The sequence below is a fragment of the Streptomyces sp. NEAU-YJ-81 genome, assembly GCF_017592595.1.
Lineage (GTDB): Bacteria > Actinomycetota > Actinomycetes > Streptomycetales > Streptomycetaceae > Streptomyces > Streptomyces hygroscopicus_B.
The window spans coordinates 78,286-93,180 of the sequence record NZ_JAGFNO010000021.1; the positions used below are offsets into that span (position 1 = coordinate 78,286).

10 protein-coding genes are annotated in these 14,895 nt (G+C 73.1%); 6 read left to right on the plus strand and 4 right to left on the minus strand.

Translation table 11 applies throughout. From position 1 onward, the window contains the following. Window positions 1-35 precede the first annotated feature (35 nt). Window positions 36-1,292 carry a hypothetical protein gene (locus tag J5X86_RS33600; protein ID WP_308124797.1) on the plus strand — a complete coding sequence of 419 codons (1,257 nt, stop codon included), beginning with the start codon at window positions 36-38 and terminating at the stop codon, window positions 1,290-1,292. 53 nt (window positions 1,293-1,345) lie between these two features. On the opposite strand, the gene J5X86_RS33605 is transcribed toward J5X86_RS33600, so the two are convergent. Next, window positions 1,346-3,400, minus strand: coding sequence for a transglycosylase domain-containing protein (locus tag J5X86_RS33605; protein WP_374229317.1), 2,055 nt, complete (start codon window positions 3,398-3,400; stop codon window positions 1,346-1,348). 351 nt (window positions 3,401-3,751) lie between these two features. On the opposite strand from J5X86_RS33605, the gene J5X86_RS33610 reads away from it, so the two are divergent. The 4 genes from J5X86_RS33610 (at window position 3,752) to J5X86_RS33625 (ending at window position 9,515) form a co-directional block, all read left to right on the plus strand. Beyond that, window positions 3,752-5,089 carry a DUF692 domain-containing protein gene (locus tag J5X86_RS33610; protein WP_208520467.1) on the plus strand — a complete coding sequence of 446 codons (1,338 nt, stop codon included), beginning with the start codon at window positions 3,752-3,754 and terminating at the stop codon, window positions 5,087-5,089. Beyond that, window positions 5,086-6,069: a TIGR04222 domain-containing membrane protein gene (locus tag J5X86_RS33615; RefSeq protein WP_208520468.1), complete on the plus strand. Its 984-nt coding sequence runs from the start codon at window positions 5,086-5,088 to the stop codon at window positions 6,067-6,069. The genes J5X86_RS33610 and J5X86_RS33615 overlap by 4 nt, the downstream gene beginning before the upstream one ends. 700 nt (window positions 6,070-6,769) lie before the next feature. Then, a complete protein-coding gene (locus tag J5X86_RS33620) occupies window positions 6,770-7,576 on the plus strand; it encodes a TIGR04222 domain-containing membrane protein (RefSeq protein WP_208520469.1) in 807 nt (268 codons plus the stop codon). 85 nt (window positions 7,577-7,661) lie between these two features. After that, complete coding sequence (locus tag J5X86_RS33625) at window positions 7,662-9,515, plus strand: alpha/beta hydrolase (protein WP_208520470.1); 1,854 nt, start codon at window positions 7,662-7,664, stop codon at window positions 9,513-9,515. Window positions 9,516-9,616: 101 nt separating this feature from the next. Here the strand turns inward: J5X86_RS33625 and hemQ are convergent, their stop codons facing one another. The 3 genes from hemQ to J5X86_RS33640 are packed head-to-tail and all read right to left on the minus strand — an operon-like array spanning window position 9,617 to window position 13,624. Beyond that, window positions 9,617-10,333, minus strand: a complete 717-nt coding sequence (hemQ, locus tag J5X86_RS33630) for a hydrogen peroxide-dependent heme synthase (RefSeq protein ID WP_208520471.1) — start codon at window positions 10,331-10,333, stop codon at window positions 9,617-9,619. A gap of 4 nt (window positions 10,334-10,337) precedes the next feature. Then, a complete protein-coding gene (gene hemG, locus J5X86_RS33635; RefSeq protein WP_208520472.1) occupies window positions 10,338-11,855 on the minus strand; it encodes a protoporphyrinogen oxidase in 1,518 nt (505 codons plus the stop codon). Next, on the minus strand, window positions 11,852-13,624 hold the full coding sequence (locus J5X86_RS33640; RefSeq protein WP_208520473.1) for an IclR family transcriptional regulator C-terminal domain-containing protein: 1,773 nt from the start codon (window positions 13,622-13,624) through the stop codon (window positions 11,852-11,854). Before J5X86_RS33640 ends, hemG begins: the two co-directional genes overlap by 4 nt. A gap of 80 nt (window positions 13,625-13,704) precedes the next feature. On the opposite strand from J5X86_RS33640, the gene J5X86_RS33645 reads away from it, so the two are divergent. Next, window positions 13,705-14,886: a 4-hydroxybenzoate 3-monooxygenase gene (locus J5X86_RS33645; protein ID WP_208520474.1), complete on the plus strand. Its 1,182-nt coding sequence runs from the start codon at window positions 13,705-13,707 to the stop codon at window positions 14,884-14,886. Window positions 14,887-14,895 lie beyond the last annotated feature (9 nt).

Below are 14,895 nucleotides of genomic sequence, written 5' to 3' on the forward strand. Positions count from 1 at the left end.
CGTTGAAGGCTTTAAACGCGAAGAACGCCTATGGCGTGGCTGCGCCCATAGGCGCGCTCACGGCCGTGGCCGTCGTGGTGGCGCTGCTGATAGCCCTGACCTCGCCGGGGGACGGGGGCGGCACACAGGACAAGGACCTCCCCGCCGCCGCGGCGTCTCCCAAGTCGGACCGGGTCCCCAGGGAGCCCAAGAAGAAGGACAAGTACGCCCATTGGGACGGCAAGGTCAAGGTGCTCGGGGACGGCTCCACGTCCTACACCGGACCGCAGCCCCATCAGCTCAAGCCCGAGAAGCTGAAACCCGGTGAGAAGCCGCCGCAGTTCGTGGTCTTCTCCTGGGACGGCGCGCTGGAGAACGACGACCATCTCTTCTCCCGCTTCCGCCAGGTGGCCAAGGAGAGCGACGCCACGATGACGTTCTTCCTGAGCGGCATGTATCTGCTGCCCAAGGCGAAGAGCGACCTCTATCGGCCGCCCCAGCACAAGCCGGGCTCGGCCGCCATATCCTTCCCCACCGACGAGCACATCAGGGAGACCCTGGAGCAGCTCAGCGGGGCCTGGCAGGACGGCAACGAGATCGGCTCCCACTTCAACGGCCACTTCTGCGGCGCCAAGGGCGGGGAGGACTGGTCCACCCAGGAGTGGAAGAGCGAAACGGAGCAGGCCGTCTCCTTTGTGAAGCACTGGAAGACCAACACCGGCTTCACCGACATCAAGCCGCTGCCGTTCGACTACGACGTGGAGCTGGCCGGCGGGCGCGCGCCGTGCCTGGAGGGCCAGAAGACGCTGATTCCGGCCATCAAATCCCTCGGCTGGCGCTATGACGCCAGCTCCCCGGGCGACTTCCAGCTCTGGCCGTCCAAGATCGATGGGATCTGGAACTTCCCGCTGCAGCTAGTGCCGTACCCGGAGAGCGAGAAGCAGGTCCTCTCGATGGACTTCAACTTCCTCTTCAACCAGTCCGGTGACAGCACCGAGGGCGATCCGGCGAAGTACGCGGAGTGGGAGCGGCTGACCCGCGAGGGGTATCTGAACGGCTTCGAGCGGGCCTACAACGGCAGCCGGGCGCCGCTGTTCATCGGCAATCACTTCGAGACCTGGAACGGTGGCATCTATATGCAGGCCATCGAGGACGTGATGCGGAGCGTCTGCCGCCGCGACGGGGTGCGGTGCGTGTCGTTCAAGCAGCTCGCCGACTGGCTGGACGCCCAGGACCCGAAGGTCCTGGCGAAGCTGCGGATGCTGGACCCGGCGGAATCGCCGGACTGGTCCACGTACACCAAGACCAAGTAGCGGCGGAAGCGGTCCTGTTGACGGCCTTCCGCCAGGGCTTGTTCCGCCGGGGCTTATTCCGCCGCCCGGTCCGTCATATAGCTCTTCCAGATGTCCAGGGGGTAGGTGTCGCCCGAGGTGTCGGTGGCTTCCCCGCCCATCCCCTTGAGCGGCATCAGCTCCTGCGACTTGGGGTCCACCCGGGACAGCGAGACCGCCGTCGACAGCTTCTTGGTGTAGCCGACGAACCAGGCGGAGTTGCCGTCCTGCGCCGTGCCCGCCTTACCGGCCACTTCACCACCGGCCGCGGCGGCCCCGTGCGCCGCGCCGTCCGGGCTCTGGACGGCGCCCCGCAGCGCCTCGTCCACCTGCGCCGCGACCGCCGGGCTGAAGGCCCGCTTGGCGCTGTCCTTGCGCAGTTCGAGGCGCTGCCCGCCGTGGGTGAGCCCGCTCACCGAGTACGGCGCGTAGTGGGTGCCCTCGGCGGCGAACGTCCCGTAGGCGCTGGCCATACGGATCGAGCTGGGCGTCGCGGTGCCGAGCGAGAACGCGGGCACCCGCGCGCCGAAGCTGCTGGGCAGCAGCCCCGCGTCGATGGACGCCCGCCGGACCCGGTCCAGTCCGACGTCCATGCCAAGCTGGATCATCGGGGTGTTGATGGACCGCACGATCGCCTGGCGCAGGGAGACCTGCCCATAGGAGGCGTCACCGTCGTTGCCGGCCCGCACGATCTTGCCGCTGCGGTCCCAGTACGGCCCCTCGGGCGTATGCACCGCGATCTTGTTGTCGCCGTCGTAGAGCGTCGAGGGCGTCACGGGCGTCCGCTCCCCGTTGCGCTTCAGCAGAACGCCGTCGCGCAGCGCGGCGGCGTAGACGAAGGGGGTGAAGGAGGTGCCGGCCGGGACGTTGGAGGCGTTCGCGTCGTTGAATCCCTGCTCCAGATAGCCGGGGCCGCCGTACAGCGCGCGTATCGCGCCCCCAGGAGCCACCGAGGCGGCGCCGATCCGCACATGGCGGTCCTCGGGGCGCTCCTCGGGATCGAGCGTGTCCCGGGTCTTCTTCACCGCCTTGGCGAGCGCCTGGACCTTCGGCTTCTCGAAGGTGGTGTGAATCTGATAGCCGCCCAGGTCGAAATCGGCGGCGGATATCTCGGTATGGGAGCTCACATACGCCTTGGCCGTCTCCACCAGATAGCCGACCTGACCGGTGAGCCCCGCCGGCTTGGGCGGCGCCTTGGGCTCGGGGAACGACGTATAGCGGGCCCGCTCGGACCGGGAGAGCTTTCCGATGTCGACCATCCGGTCCAGCACCCACTTCCAGCGGTCGACGGCCCGCTTGTGGTTCTTGGCGCTGAGCGTCGGATCGAATGTCCCGGCGCCCTTGAGCAGCGAGGCGAGCAACGCGCCCTCGCTCGCGTTGAGTTCCGAGACGTCCTTGCCGTAGTACGCGTACGCCGCCCGCTGAATGCCGTAACTGCCGCGCCCGAACCAGCTGGTGTTCAGATAGCGCTGAAGGATCTCCCGCTTGCTCATCCGGTCGTCCAGCTTGATGGCCATGAACATCTCGGTGAGCTTGCGGGAAAATGTCTGGCGCTGATTCAGATAGGCATTCTTCACATACTGCTGGGTGATGGTGGATCCGCCCTGGGTCTCACCGCCCGTCACCATCCGCGTCACGGCGCGCATCAGCCCGCTCGGGGACACTCCGCTGTCGGAGTAGAAACTGGCGTTCTCGGCGGCGAGCACCGCCCACTGGACATCCTGCGGCACCTTGCCCAGCGGCACCTCCTGCCGGTTGACCGGACCGGTGCGGGCCATCTCGGTGCCGTCGGCCCAGTAGTAGACGTTGTCCTGCTGGGTGGCGAAGTCGTTCAGGTTCTTGGGTATGTCGGTCTGCAGATACAGATAGCTCAGCAGACCGGTCAGAGAGCCGAGGCAGAACAGGAAGAGCAGGGTGATCTGACGCCACGTCGGCAGCCATCGCCCCACACCACGCCGCCCCGCCCGGGGATAGTCCAGCCGGACCCGCGCGGCCGCCCAGCGGCGCAGCCGCATCCCCCGGCTCCCCGAGGACTGCTTTCGGCGGTGCTTGCGGTGCTTCCCCATGGCGTTGTCACTGCTGCCCAGCACGTGTTTCCCCCACGCTCGCTCCGCGCGCGGGCGCGGCACAAAGGTGTGATCTTCCATCCCCCCGGACCAGACCGATCCTATTTTCCCCTCTGAACGTCTGTCGCCACAGGGCCCGAATTTTTTGTAACAGTGACCATATTCAGCGACACCACCCACCCGGTGACCTTTCGCACCGCCCGGACCACCGCTGCCCGACGCCCCCGCGTACGCCCCTCCGGCGTGATGCCGCGAAGCTCAAATGAAGCTCTGAACCAGGGGGCCGGGGGATTCGTCCTCCTTCTACGGGGTCATCACCCCAGCACGCGAGAACAACACCGCGGGGGACGCGGTACGGAACGAGGAGGGGGAGCCATGGTGCGCCTCGGTACCGGAATCGGCTGGCGACCGGAGATCGCCGACGACATCGCGCGGCTGCCCGGCATCGACTGGGTCGAGGTGGTGGCGGAGAACATCTGCCCCGACCATGTGCCGGACGCGCTCCGGCGGCTGCGCGAGCGCGGGACCACGGTGGTCCCGCACGGGGTGTCACTCGGCCTCGGGGGAGCCGAGCGGCCCGACCCCGGCCGCCTCCGGGCGCTGGCCGAGCGCGCCGAGGCGCTGGGCTCACCGCTGGTCACCGAACACATCGCGTTCGTCAGGGCCGGGGGGCCGCTGACCGCGTCAGCGGCCATCGAGGCCGGGCATCTGCTGCCGGTGCCACGGACCCGTGACGCGCTGGACGTGCTGTGCGAGAACGTGCGCATCGCGCAGGACGCGCTGCCGGTGCCGCTCGCGGTGGAGAACATCGCGGCGCTGATCTCCTGGCCCGGCGAGGAGATGACCGAGGGCCAGTTCCTGGCCGAGCTCGTCGAGCGCACGGGGGTGCGGCTGCTCATCGACGTGGCCAATCTGCACACCAACCACGTCAACCGGGGCGAGGACCCGGCCAAGGCGCTGGACGAACTGCCCACCTGGGCGATCGCCTACGTCCATGTGGCGGGCGGGGTCGAGAAGGACGGGGTGTGGCACGACAGCCACGCCCATCCGGTGACCCAGCCGGTGCTCGACGTCCTCGCCGAACTGTGCGCCCGTACGGCACCGCCCGGCGTGCTGCTGGAGCGCGACGAGGACTTCCCGGCGGCGGGGGAACTGGCGGACGAGCTGGACGCGATCCGTGGGGTGACGGCGGCGGGGGCGGTGGTGGGGATGGCGGAAGAGGCTGCCGCCGCGGTGACGGCCTCGGCCCCCGTAAGGCCCTCCGCCGCGCCCGAGGATCCCGTGCCGGACGCCGTCCGTGAACGGCTGGCGCTCGCCCAGACCTCGCTGCTGTCCGCACTGGTCGGGGGCACGCCGCCGCCCGAGGGCTTCGACCGGCGGCGGCTGCGGGTGCAGAGCGCGGCGCTGACGGCCAAGCGGGCGTCCGTGGTCGCCAAGGTGGCCCCGGAGCTGCCGGAGATCCTGGGCACCGGCTACCGCCCGGCGTTCGCGCGGTACGCCGACGGCCGCCCGATGACCGGCGGCTACCGCCGCGACGCGCTGGCGTTCGCCGAGCATCTGCTGGCGGACAGGCGGCCCGACGACCCGGCCGCCCGGCGCCGTCTGACGCTGTGGTGGCAGGAGCGGTCCGGGCCCGCGCCCCTGGCGTCCCATCCGGCGGCGCGGCTGGCCCGCCGGGTCCGGCTCGCGCTGAGCGGGCGGCGAGCGGCATGAGCGCGGCGGTGATCCTGGTGTACGTGGCCGTCGCGCTGTCGTCGGTGGTGCTCATCACCGGCACGGTCCGGGCCCGGCGCGGGGAGGCCGTGGGGCCGGTGGACGCCCGGGCGTACGACCTGCTGGAGGCCGCCTTCCTGGCGGGCGGGCCGGGCCGGATGGCGGACACCGTGATCAGCACCATGTACGCGGACGGGCGGCTGGCGATCGGCGACCCCGGAGTGGTCTCGGTGCGGCAGCCGATCGCGCGCGGCCCGGTCGAGGAGGACCTGCTGCGGCTGTGCGCCCGCTCCCCGCACGGCGCCCTGAAGTGGCTGCGCCGGGAGTTGATGCGCAGTGCGGCGGTGCAGGCGACCGGCGACCGGCTGGCGGGGCGCGGGCTGATGGTGCGGCCGGACGTCCTCCGGCTCTGGCGGGGCGCGGCACGGGCGCAGAACACGCTCTGCGCGGTGGGCATGTTCCTGGGCATCATGATGAGCGTCGGCTCCATCGCCGACGGCGGACTTCCGCTGATCTTCGCGATCGCCCCCGCGCTCTTCACCGGCTTCCTCATCGGCGGAATCTGCGCCGGTGCGGCCAAGCGCCGGCTGACCGCCGCCGGGAAGCGGGCGCTGGCGGCGTACCGGAGGGAGTCGGGGGTCGGCGAACGGCGGCACGCCCTGTCCGTCGGCCATCCGGCGACGGTCCCCGTCGCGGTCGTCGTCGCGCTGACCGGGGCGGCCGCCCTGACGGACGATCCGCTGCTGCGGAAGCAACTGCTGGACGCGCAGAAGGTGCCGGGCGGATCGGGGTCGTCGACCGACTCCGGGTCTTCGGGTACCTCGGGCTCCGGCGGCGGATCGTGGTGCGGCGGGGGCGGCTCCGGCTGCGGAGGCTCCTCGTGCGGCGGCTCGTCCTGCGGCGGAGGCGGGGGCTCCTCGTGCGGCGGCTCCTCGGGGTCGAGCTGCGGCGGAGGCGGGGGATGCGGCGGAGGCAGCTGAGCCGCCGCACAACGGGCCGGGTTGCCACCAGGACGTCCGGGAGGCCCGGCAGGGCGGGGGGTACGGCAGGGCCCGCCGCGCACCGTCAACCACCAGCGGGCGCCAGGTGTGGGCGGCAGCCGCAGCCCGGTGAAACCGCCCAACCCCCAGTGCCGATGACGCGCCACGGCCAGCGGGCGCCGGGGCGGCGGTCGGCCGTAGCTCTGCCGGGCCGAGCCGCAGCCAGGTGCAAACGCCCAGCCCCCAGCGCCGATGACGATCCCGCCCACCACCGCCAGAGGGCCCCGGGTGCGAGCAGCCAGGCCGAACCGCCGCCCGATGAAGCCGCCCAGCCCCCGCTGACGATGACGATCCCGTCCGCCACCAGCGGGCGCCGGGTATGGGCAACCGGCACGAGCCGCAGCCCCGTGAAACCGCCCACCCCCCCGCCGCCGATGACGATCAGCCAAAGCGTCCTGACCGATCCGCAGCGACCCCGGCAACGCCTCCCGCGCCGTGGCCGTGCGGGTCGCGGGCGATCGGTCGCTGCCCTCGGGCAGGCCGCGCGATCGGTCGCGGCCCTCGATCAGGACGAGCTGCACGTCCGGGCGAGCCGCGCGTCCGGGCGAGCTGCACGTCAGGGCGAGTCGCGCGCCCGGGCGAGTCGTTCATATCGTGAAAACCGTGGCGCGACAGCGGTCGGGTCCAGTAGAACTCGGCCATGTTGTGGGTCCTTTTCCTGCTCGTCGCGTGGGGCGCGGCGGTTGTCGGTTGCACGCGTCTGTGCCTGGCGGCGGTCGCCGCCGCCCAGCCGATGGATCCTGATCCGGCGGCGGATGCGAAGGGCCTGAGCCTGTACGAGGCGGCGTTTCTGTCCGGCGGTCCGCGGCGGGTGGGCGAGCTGGTTCTCGTCACGATGTACCGCGAGCGCCGGCTGCTGCTCGCCCACACCGGCTGGGTCACCGTCGTGGTCCCGGACGGGCGGGACGAGCTGGAGCGGTCCGTGATCACCGCGATAGGGCCGGAGGGCCAGTCCCCGGTGCGGCCGGTGCGGGCCGCGCTCGCCACCGCCGCCCCGGTGCGGGCGCTGGGCGACCGGCTGGTGGCGGCGGGGCTCGCGGTGCCCGCCTCGGCGCGTACGAATGTGGCGGTCGCGGTGCGGCATGTGCGGGCGGCCTGCGCGCTGGTTCTGGCGACGGCGGCCGCCGCGCTGCTGCTGGTGCCGCCCGCGGCGGGGCGCGGTCCGGTGGCCTCGTGGTTCATGCTGCCGCTGCTGCTGACGGTGAGCTGTCTGCTGATCGCCCGGGTCGAGGCGCATCCGTACTCGCGGTGGGCCTCCCCCGCCGGTCAGCGGCTGCTGGGCCGGATCGACGTGCCCCCGCGGCGGACCCTCGCCCAGCGCTCCGGCGGCGGCCCGGACGGCGATGACGACGACGGCGAGGTGCTCACCGCGCTCGCGGTGCACGGCACCGCCGCCCTCCCCGACCGGGCACTGCGCGCGGCGCTGAAGGGGCATTGGGGTCATTGACCCCGACACCGCGGCCCGGTGCTTTACATGGTCATCCGCCGCGCCAAATATCCCTTTCATCGCGCGATGCACGAAGGGATGTCCAGTGAGAGCAGCAGCGCTGTACGGCATCCTCGGCCCGCTGTCCCTGTCGCTGGCCATGAGCGCGCTGCTCGCGACGCCCGCCACCGGCCGCCCGCTCGCCGCGTCCACCGCCCGCGCCGCCACGACGGCCACCGCGTCCAACCGGTCCGCCCCGGCCCCGGCCGGTGCGGCGGGCGCGCCACTTACGGCCCCGGCCTCCCCCACCGCCCGTTCGGCCTCCGCCGCGCCCGTCGCCCCCGCCGCGCCCGCCTGGAGCTCCTGGTCCGGCTCACCCGCCTCGGCCGCCACGGCCGCCGCCCCGCCCGGTGACGCGGCCGCGGCCCGCGGGGTGGCGCTCGCCGCCCGGCGCGCGGCGGAGCGGGGCATCGTCTTCCGCCGCTGCCCCCGCGCCGAGGCGCTGGCCGCCCCCATCACCTGCGGAAAGGTCTCCGTCCCGCTCGACTACGCCCGTCCCGGCGGCAAGCACATCGCCCTCACCGTCAGCCGGATCCGGGCCACCGGCCCCAAGGCCCGGCGTCAGGGGGCGCTGGTCTACAACCCCGGCGGACCGGGCGCCTCCGGTATGGCGTTCCCCGAGTACGCGGCCGAGGGCGCCTTCCGCCGCGTGGCCGCCGCCTACGACTTCGTCGGCTACGCCCCACGGGGCGTGGGCCGTTCAGCCCCGCTGTCCTGCCAGCGGCCGTCGGCCTACGCCAAGGCGCCGACCAGCTCCCCGCCGCACCCCAGCGCCGCCTTCAAACGGCGGCTGGTGGCGCGGGCGCGCGCCTATGTGCGGGGCTGTGTGCGCCGCGCGGGCCGCGCGCTCGCGCACTACACCACGCTGAACAACGCCCGCGATCTGGAGGTGCTGCGCGCGGCGCTGGGCCAGCGGCGGCTCACCTTCGTGGGCGCCTCGTACGGCACGTACTACGGGGCCGTCTACGCCACGCTCTTCCCGGGGCGGGTGCGCCGGATGGTCTTCGACAGCGTGGTCAACCCCGCCCCCTGGCGGATCTGGTACCGCGACAACCTCGACCAGTCGGTCTCCTTCGAGCGGCGCTGGCGGGACTGGCGCCGCTGGGTCGCCCGGCACCACGCCGTCTACCACCTGGGCACCACCGAGCACCGGGTGCTCGCCTCGTACGAGAGGGCGCGGCGGCGGGTGGGGCACAAGCCGGCGGGCGGGGTCGTCGGCACCGCCCAGCTCCAGAGCGCGTTCCTGCGGACCGGCTACAACGACGCCTACTGGGATCCGGCCGCCCGGGCGCTGGCCGCCTATCTGCACGGTGACCCCGAGCCGCTGATCGCGCTCGCCGCGCCCGATCCGGCGCAGGCGGCCGACGACGAGAACGGCAACGCCGTCTACACCGCCGTGGAGTGCAACGACGCGCCCTGGCCGCGCACCTGGGCCGCCTGGAACCGCGACAACACCGCCCTCGCCCGCCGCGCGCCCTTCGAGACCTGGGACAACGTGGCGATGAACCTGCCGTGCGCCTTCTGGCCGCTGAAGCCCGGCCGCCCCCTCGACGTGGGGAACTTGGAGGCGGTGGGCCCCCGGACGGGGCGGGTCGCGCTGCCGCCGGTGCTGCTGCTCTCAGCGGAGCGGGACGCGGCCACCCCGTACGCGGGGGCGAAGGAGCTGTGGCACCGGCTGCCCGGCTCCTCGCTGGTGACCGAGCGGAAGGCGGGCACCCACGGGGTGTGGGGCGGGCCGAACGACTGCGTCAACCGCCATGTGGACACGTATCTGCTGACCGGGAGGACGCCGGGCCGGTCCGCCTCCTGCGCCCCGCGCCCGGAGCCCGCACCGCTTCCGGCCCCGGCCCCGCTGCCCGAGTCGGGCAAGCAGCCGGCCGCGATCCCGGGCACGCCGTAAGAGGCCGCAAGAGGCCGTAAGAGGACACGGGGGCCCGTACGGGACGACCGTAAGGCCGTCCCGACCGCCATAACCGCCCTAAGGGGACCGCCGTAAGGCCGTCAGGCCAGACCGGCGACGAGCTCGGAGACCGCCTTGCGCCGCCCGGTGTAGAACGGCACCTCCTCGCGCACATGCCGACGCGCCTCGGAGCCGCGCAGATGGCGCATCAGGTCGACGATGCGGTGCAGCTCGTCCGCCTCGAAGGCCAGGATCCACTCGTAGTCGCCGAGCGAGAAGGACGCGACCGTGTTGGCGCGCACATCGGGGTAGCCGCGCGCCATCTTGCCGTGGTCCGCGAGCATCCGGCGGCGGTCCTCGTCGGGCAGCAGGTACCACTCATAGGAGCGGACGAACGGGTACACGCTGACGTAGTCACGCGGGTTCTCGTCCGCGAGGAACGCCGGGATGTGGGCCTTGTTGAACTCGGCCGGGCGGTGCAGCGCCATGTTGGACCACACCGGCTCCAGGGTGCGCCCCAGCCGGGTGCGTCGGAAGAGGTTGTACGCCTCCTGGAGGGCGTCGGAGGTCTCCGAGTGCCACCAGATCATGATGTCCGCGTCGGCGCGCAGCCCGGACACGTCGTAGGTGCCGCGCACGGTGACGTCCTTGGCGGCGAGCTGGGAGAAGAGCTCCTCGACCTCGTCGGCGTAGCCGGTGCGGTCCTCCGGCAGCACATCGCGCAGCCGGAACACCGACCACAGGGTGTAGCGGATGACCTCGTTGAGGTCCTTGGCCTTCTTACCGGCGTTGGGAGTCTTCTCAGGTGCAGCAGTCATGGCCCTATTCTCGCTCTCCGGCTATGGAGCCCGGCTCCAGGGTGGCCGCCAGGGCGCCCAGCAGCTCGTCGGCCGCCTTACGGGCGCTGCCGACGCATGCCGGGATGCCCACCCCGTCGTAGAGCGCGCCGCACACCCCCAGCCCCGGCACCTTGGCGACCTCGGCACGGATGCGGGCCACCCGGTCGAGATGGCCCACCGGGTACTGCGGCAGTCCACCGTCCCAGCGGTCCACCCGGCTCGCGACGGGCCGGGCCGTCAGGCCGACGGCCTCGCCGAGATCGGCGAGCGACATCCTTACCAGGTCGGCGTCGTCCCGCTTCAGATCCACCTCGTCGTCAAACCGCCCGATCGAGGTACGCAGCACGAAGAGATCGGGTCCGGCGTCCCGCAGCCAGCCCCACTTGCGGCTGGAGAACGTCGCCGCCTTGATCGTCCGGCCGTCGACCGGCGGCACCAGGAAGCCGCTCCGCTCGGCGAACGCGTCCACGCCGGTGAGCGCGTCGCGCCGGAAGGCCATGGTGACCAGCGCCATCGAGGCGTAGTCGACGGTGGCCAGCTCGGTGGAGGCGGCTGGGGCCTCGGCGGCCAGCAGCCGGGCGGCGGCGGGCGCGGGGACCGCCAGCACCACGGCGTCGGCCGTCACCACCGGCGGGCCGTCCGTGCCGTCCGTGCCGTCCGTGCCTTCCGTGCCGTCCGTGCCGTCCGTGCCGTCCACGGCGAGGGTCCAGCCGTCGGCGGTGCGCCGCAGCTCCCGTACGGCCGCCCCGGTGCGGATCTCGCCGCCCGCGGCCCGTACCGCGTCGGCGACCGCGAGCGGCAGTCGGCCGATCCCGCCGTCGATGCCCATGAACACCGGGCCGTCCTGCCGTCGCGCGGCGCGCTCGGCCAGCTCCCGGACGCCCTCGGTCAGCGGGCCGCCGGAGCGGGCCACCTCGAAGAGGGTGGGGACCGAGGCGCGCATCGAGGTGCGGTACACATCGCCCGCGTACACCCCGCCCAGCAGCGGTTCGACCAGCCGGTCCACGACCTCGCGGCCGAGTCGCGCCGCGAGGTACTCGCCGAGCGCCACGTCCTCGCCGACCGGCGTGGGCGGCAGCTCCCGGTCGCGGGCGATCCGGTCCAGCCCCTCCTCCGAGATCACCCCGGAGGACGCCAGCGGCGCCAGATCGCCGGGGACGCCCATCACATGCCCCTTGGGCATCGGGCGCAGCCCGCCACGCGTCCAGAGGGAGGCGGTCGCGGTCGCGGGCGGCTGCAGCCGGTCGCCGAGGCCCACGGCGCGCGCCAGCTCGACGCCTTCCGGGCGGCGGGCGAGCATCGACTCGGCCCCGAGGTCGACCGGTACGCCCTCGATCTCCCCCGCGCGCAGCTTGCCGCCGAGCCGCCCCGACGCCTCCAGGAGCGTCACCCGCGCCCCGCCGTCCAGCAGCCGGTGAGCCGCCGCGAGGCCCGCGATGCCGCCGCCGATGACCACGACATGGCCGGTGCGTCCCGTCCCCGGGGAGTTCGCCGCTCTCATGCCCCCACTCTCTCACCCGCCCCCAGGGCGTGATGTGCCGAGGCCGTCGCCAGATCGGCCTCGATCCGGGCCGCGGTGGCGCGCAGCGCCGGGAGGAGTTCACGGCGGGCGCTCTCGGCGGTGCCGCGGCCGGCGTGGGTCGCCACGTTGAGCGCGGCCACCACCCGTCCGCGCGCGTCCCTTACGGGCACGGCGAGCGACCGCAGCCCCTCCTCCAGCTCCTGGTCGACCAGGGCGTGCCCCTCCGCCGCCGCGCGCTCCACGACGCGCGCCAGCTCGGGCACGTCGGTCACGGTGTGCCGGGTCAGCGGCCGGGGCCGCACCCCGGCGAGCTGGGCGGCACGGGCGTCGGCGTCCAGGCCCGCGAGCAGCACCCGGCCCATGGAGGTCGCGTAGGCGGGGAAGCGGGTGCCGATGGTGATGTTGACGCTCATGATGCGGACGGTGGGGACGCGCGCGATATAGCGGATGTCGCCGCCGTCCAGGACGGCCAGGGAGGCCGACTCATGGACGGTGCGGACCAGTTCGCGCATATGCGGCTGGGCGATATCGGTGAAGCCGAGCTCGGCGAGGGGGGCGTAGCCGAGCTCCAGCACGCGCGGCAGCGGGCGGAAGGCCCGGCCGTCGGCCTCCACGTACCCCAGCTCGACGAGGGTCAGCAGCGAGCGCCGGGCGGTGGCCCGCGCCAGCCCGGTGGCCTCCGCGACGGCGCTGAGCGTCATTCCTCCGCCCCGGCCGCCGCCGCCCGCCGTGACGGTCTCGCCCTGGCCCGCGCCCTCCGCCCCGCCCAGTGCCCGCAGGACGGCCAATCCGCGCGCGAGCGACTGCAGGAACCCCGCTCCCAGCTCCCGCTTCGCCATCCGCGCGGGGTCCTCCCCCAGGGCCGTCTGCGCGCCGCCCGGGGTGCCCCACGCACGCTCGGCGGCGGGGCGTGGCCGCCCCCGCCCGGCCGCCGCCGCCAAAGCCGCCTCCATCGCCGGGACTTCCGCACTCAGCGGCCCCAGCACCGCCGCCCGCAGCGAGTCCACGTCATGGCGGCTGGTGTGGCTGACCACGTTGACCGCGCAGGCGATCCGGCCCGAGGCGTCCCGTACCGGAACGGAGACCGCCACCAGGCCCGGCTCGATCAGCTGGTCGTCGGTGGCCCAGCCGTCGCGGGCGGCCTCCTTGACGCGGGCCTCGAAGTCGCCGCCGGAGGCGGGCCGGTGGCGCGGCGGGACGGCGGGGAAGGAGGTGTCCAGGGGGTCCTCGGCGCGGCGGGCGCGCCAGGCGGCCCAGCCGGACCCGGACCACTCGGCGGCGAAGAGCGCGCCGGGGGAACAGCGCTCGGCGGGGAGCAGATCGCCGATGCGGAAGGCGAGGGACATGGTGCGGCGGCGGGTCATCTGGACGACGAAGCGCACCCCGTCGCCGTCGGGGACGGCGACCGAGACCGACTCGTCGAGCCCGTCCGCGAGCCGCTCGGCGAACGGGCCGAGCGCGGCGGGCAGGCCGCTCGCGGCCAGATACGCGTTGCCCAGCTCCATCAGCCGGACCGACAGGCCGATATCGCGCCCGTCGAGCGTCACATATCCGAGCTGTTCGAGGGTGCCCACCACGCGGTCGACCACGGACCGGGCGAGCCCCGTGCCGCGGACGAGATCGCCGGGGCGGACCGTCGTGCGCCCCTCGTGCGCGGCCTGCCGGGTCAGCTCGCGCAGCACGGCGAGACCGCGCTCGAGAGGCCCGACGGGGCCATTGACAGGTGGTGGCACCGGGCTGAGACTCATCACCAACCAATTATGAACGAAGTTTCACTCAGCGAACAAGTAGCGAGCCGCATGGACCACCACAGCGAGGGGACGATGTGATGCGCACGACCGTCGGCATCATCGGCGGCGGACCCGCCGGGCTGCTGCTCGCCCGTCTGCTGCACCGCGCCGGGATCGACTGCGTGGTGCTGGAGAGCCGGGACCGGGCGTACGCCGAGCGGCGCCAGCGGGCCGGGATCCTGGAGCAGGGCACCGTGGATGTGCTGCGGGAGTGCGGCGCCGGCGGGCGCCTGGACCGCGAGGGGCTGCCCCACCAGGGCATCGAGCTGCGCTTCGAGGGCCGCGGCCACCGCGTGGACTTCCCCTCCGCCACCGGCGGCAAGTCGGTGATGGTCTACGCCCAGACCGAGATCGTCAAGGATCTGATCGCGCTTCAGCTCGAGAAGCCCGGCGGTCCGCCGCTGCTGTTCGAGGCCGAGGCGCTGGCCATCGAGAAGCCGGACTCCGCCGCGCCCGTCATCCGCTTCCGCCACCAAGGCCGCGAGCAGACCCTCAGCTGCGACTACGTGGCGGGCTGCGACGGCTTCCACGGCATCGCCCGGCGCGCGCTCCCCGCCGACCGGGTCCGCACCTTCGAGCACACCTACCCCTACTCCTGGCTCGGTGTGCTGGCCGATGTGGCGCCGTCCTGCGAGGAGTTGATCTACACCCGCCATCAGCGCGGCTTCGCCCTGCACAGCATGCGCTCCCCCCAGGTCTCCCGGCTCTACCTCCAGGTGCCGAACGACACCGATCCGGCCGACTGGTCCCATGAGCGGATCTGGGACGAACTGTCGGCCCGTTTCGCACTCGACGGGGACTGGACGCTGGAGCGCGGCCCGATCACCGCCACCTCGCTCACCCCGATGCGCAGCTTCGTCCAGGAGCCGATGCGGCACGGCCGGCTGTTCCTGGCGGGCGACGCGGCACATATCGTGCCGCCCACCGGCGCCAAGGGGCTCAATCTGGCCGTCACCGACGTGATCACGCTGGCCCGCGCGCTGATCCACCACCAGGAGACCGGCTCCCCCGAACTGCTGGACGGCTATTCGCAGACCTGTCTGCGCCGGGTGTGGCAGGCCGAGCGGTTCTCGTACTTCATGACGGACACGCTCCACCGCCGCCCGGACGAGAGCCCGTTCGAGGACCGGGTGCGGCTCGCACGGCTGGAGCGGATCGTCTCCTCCCCCACCGCCTCCGCCGAACTCGCCGAGAACTACGTCGGCCTCCCGCTGTCATGACGGCCCCGG

Bases quoted from the DNA above. Each gene is read 5' to 3' on its own strand.
- hemQ (WP_208520471.1), bottom strand. From the start codon at position 10,333: ATGACTGCTGCACCTGAGAAGACTCCCAACGCCGGTAAGAAGGCCAAG.
- hemG (WP_208520472.1), bottom strand. From the start codon at position 11,855: ATGAGAGCGGCGAACTCCCCGGGGACGGGACGCACCGGCCATGTCGTG.
- J5X86_RS33620 (WP_208520469.1), top strand. From the start codon at position 6,770: ATGTTGTGGGTCCTTTTCCTGCTCGTCGCGTGGGGCGCGGCGGTTGTC.
- J5X86_RS33610 (WP_208520467.1), top strand. From the start codon at position 3,752: ATGGTGCGCCTCGGTACCGGAATCGGCTGGCGACCGGAGATCGCCGAC.
- J5X86_RS33640 (WP_208520473.1), bottom strand. From the start codon at position 13,624: ATGAGTCTCAGCCCGGTGCCACCACCTGTCAATGGCCCCGTCGGGCCT.
- J5X86_RS33645 (WP_208520474.1), top strand. From the start codon at position 13,705: ATGCGCACGACCGTCGGCATCATCGGCGGCGGACCCGCCGGGCTGCTG.
- J5X86_RS33615 (WP_208520468.1), top strand. From the start codon at position 5,086: ATGAGCGCGGCGGTGATCCTGGTGTACGTGGCCGTCGCGCTGTCGTCG.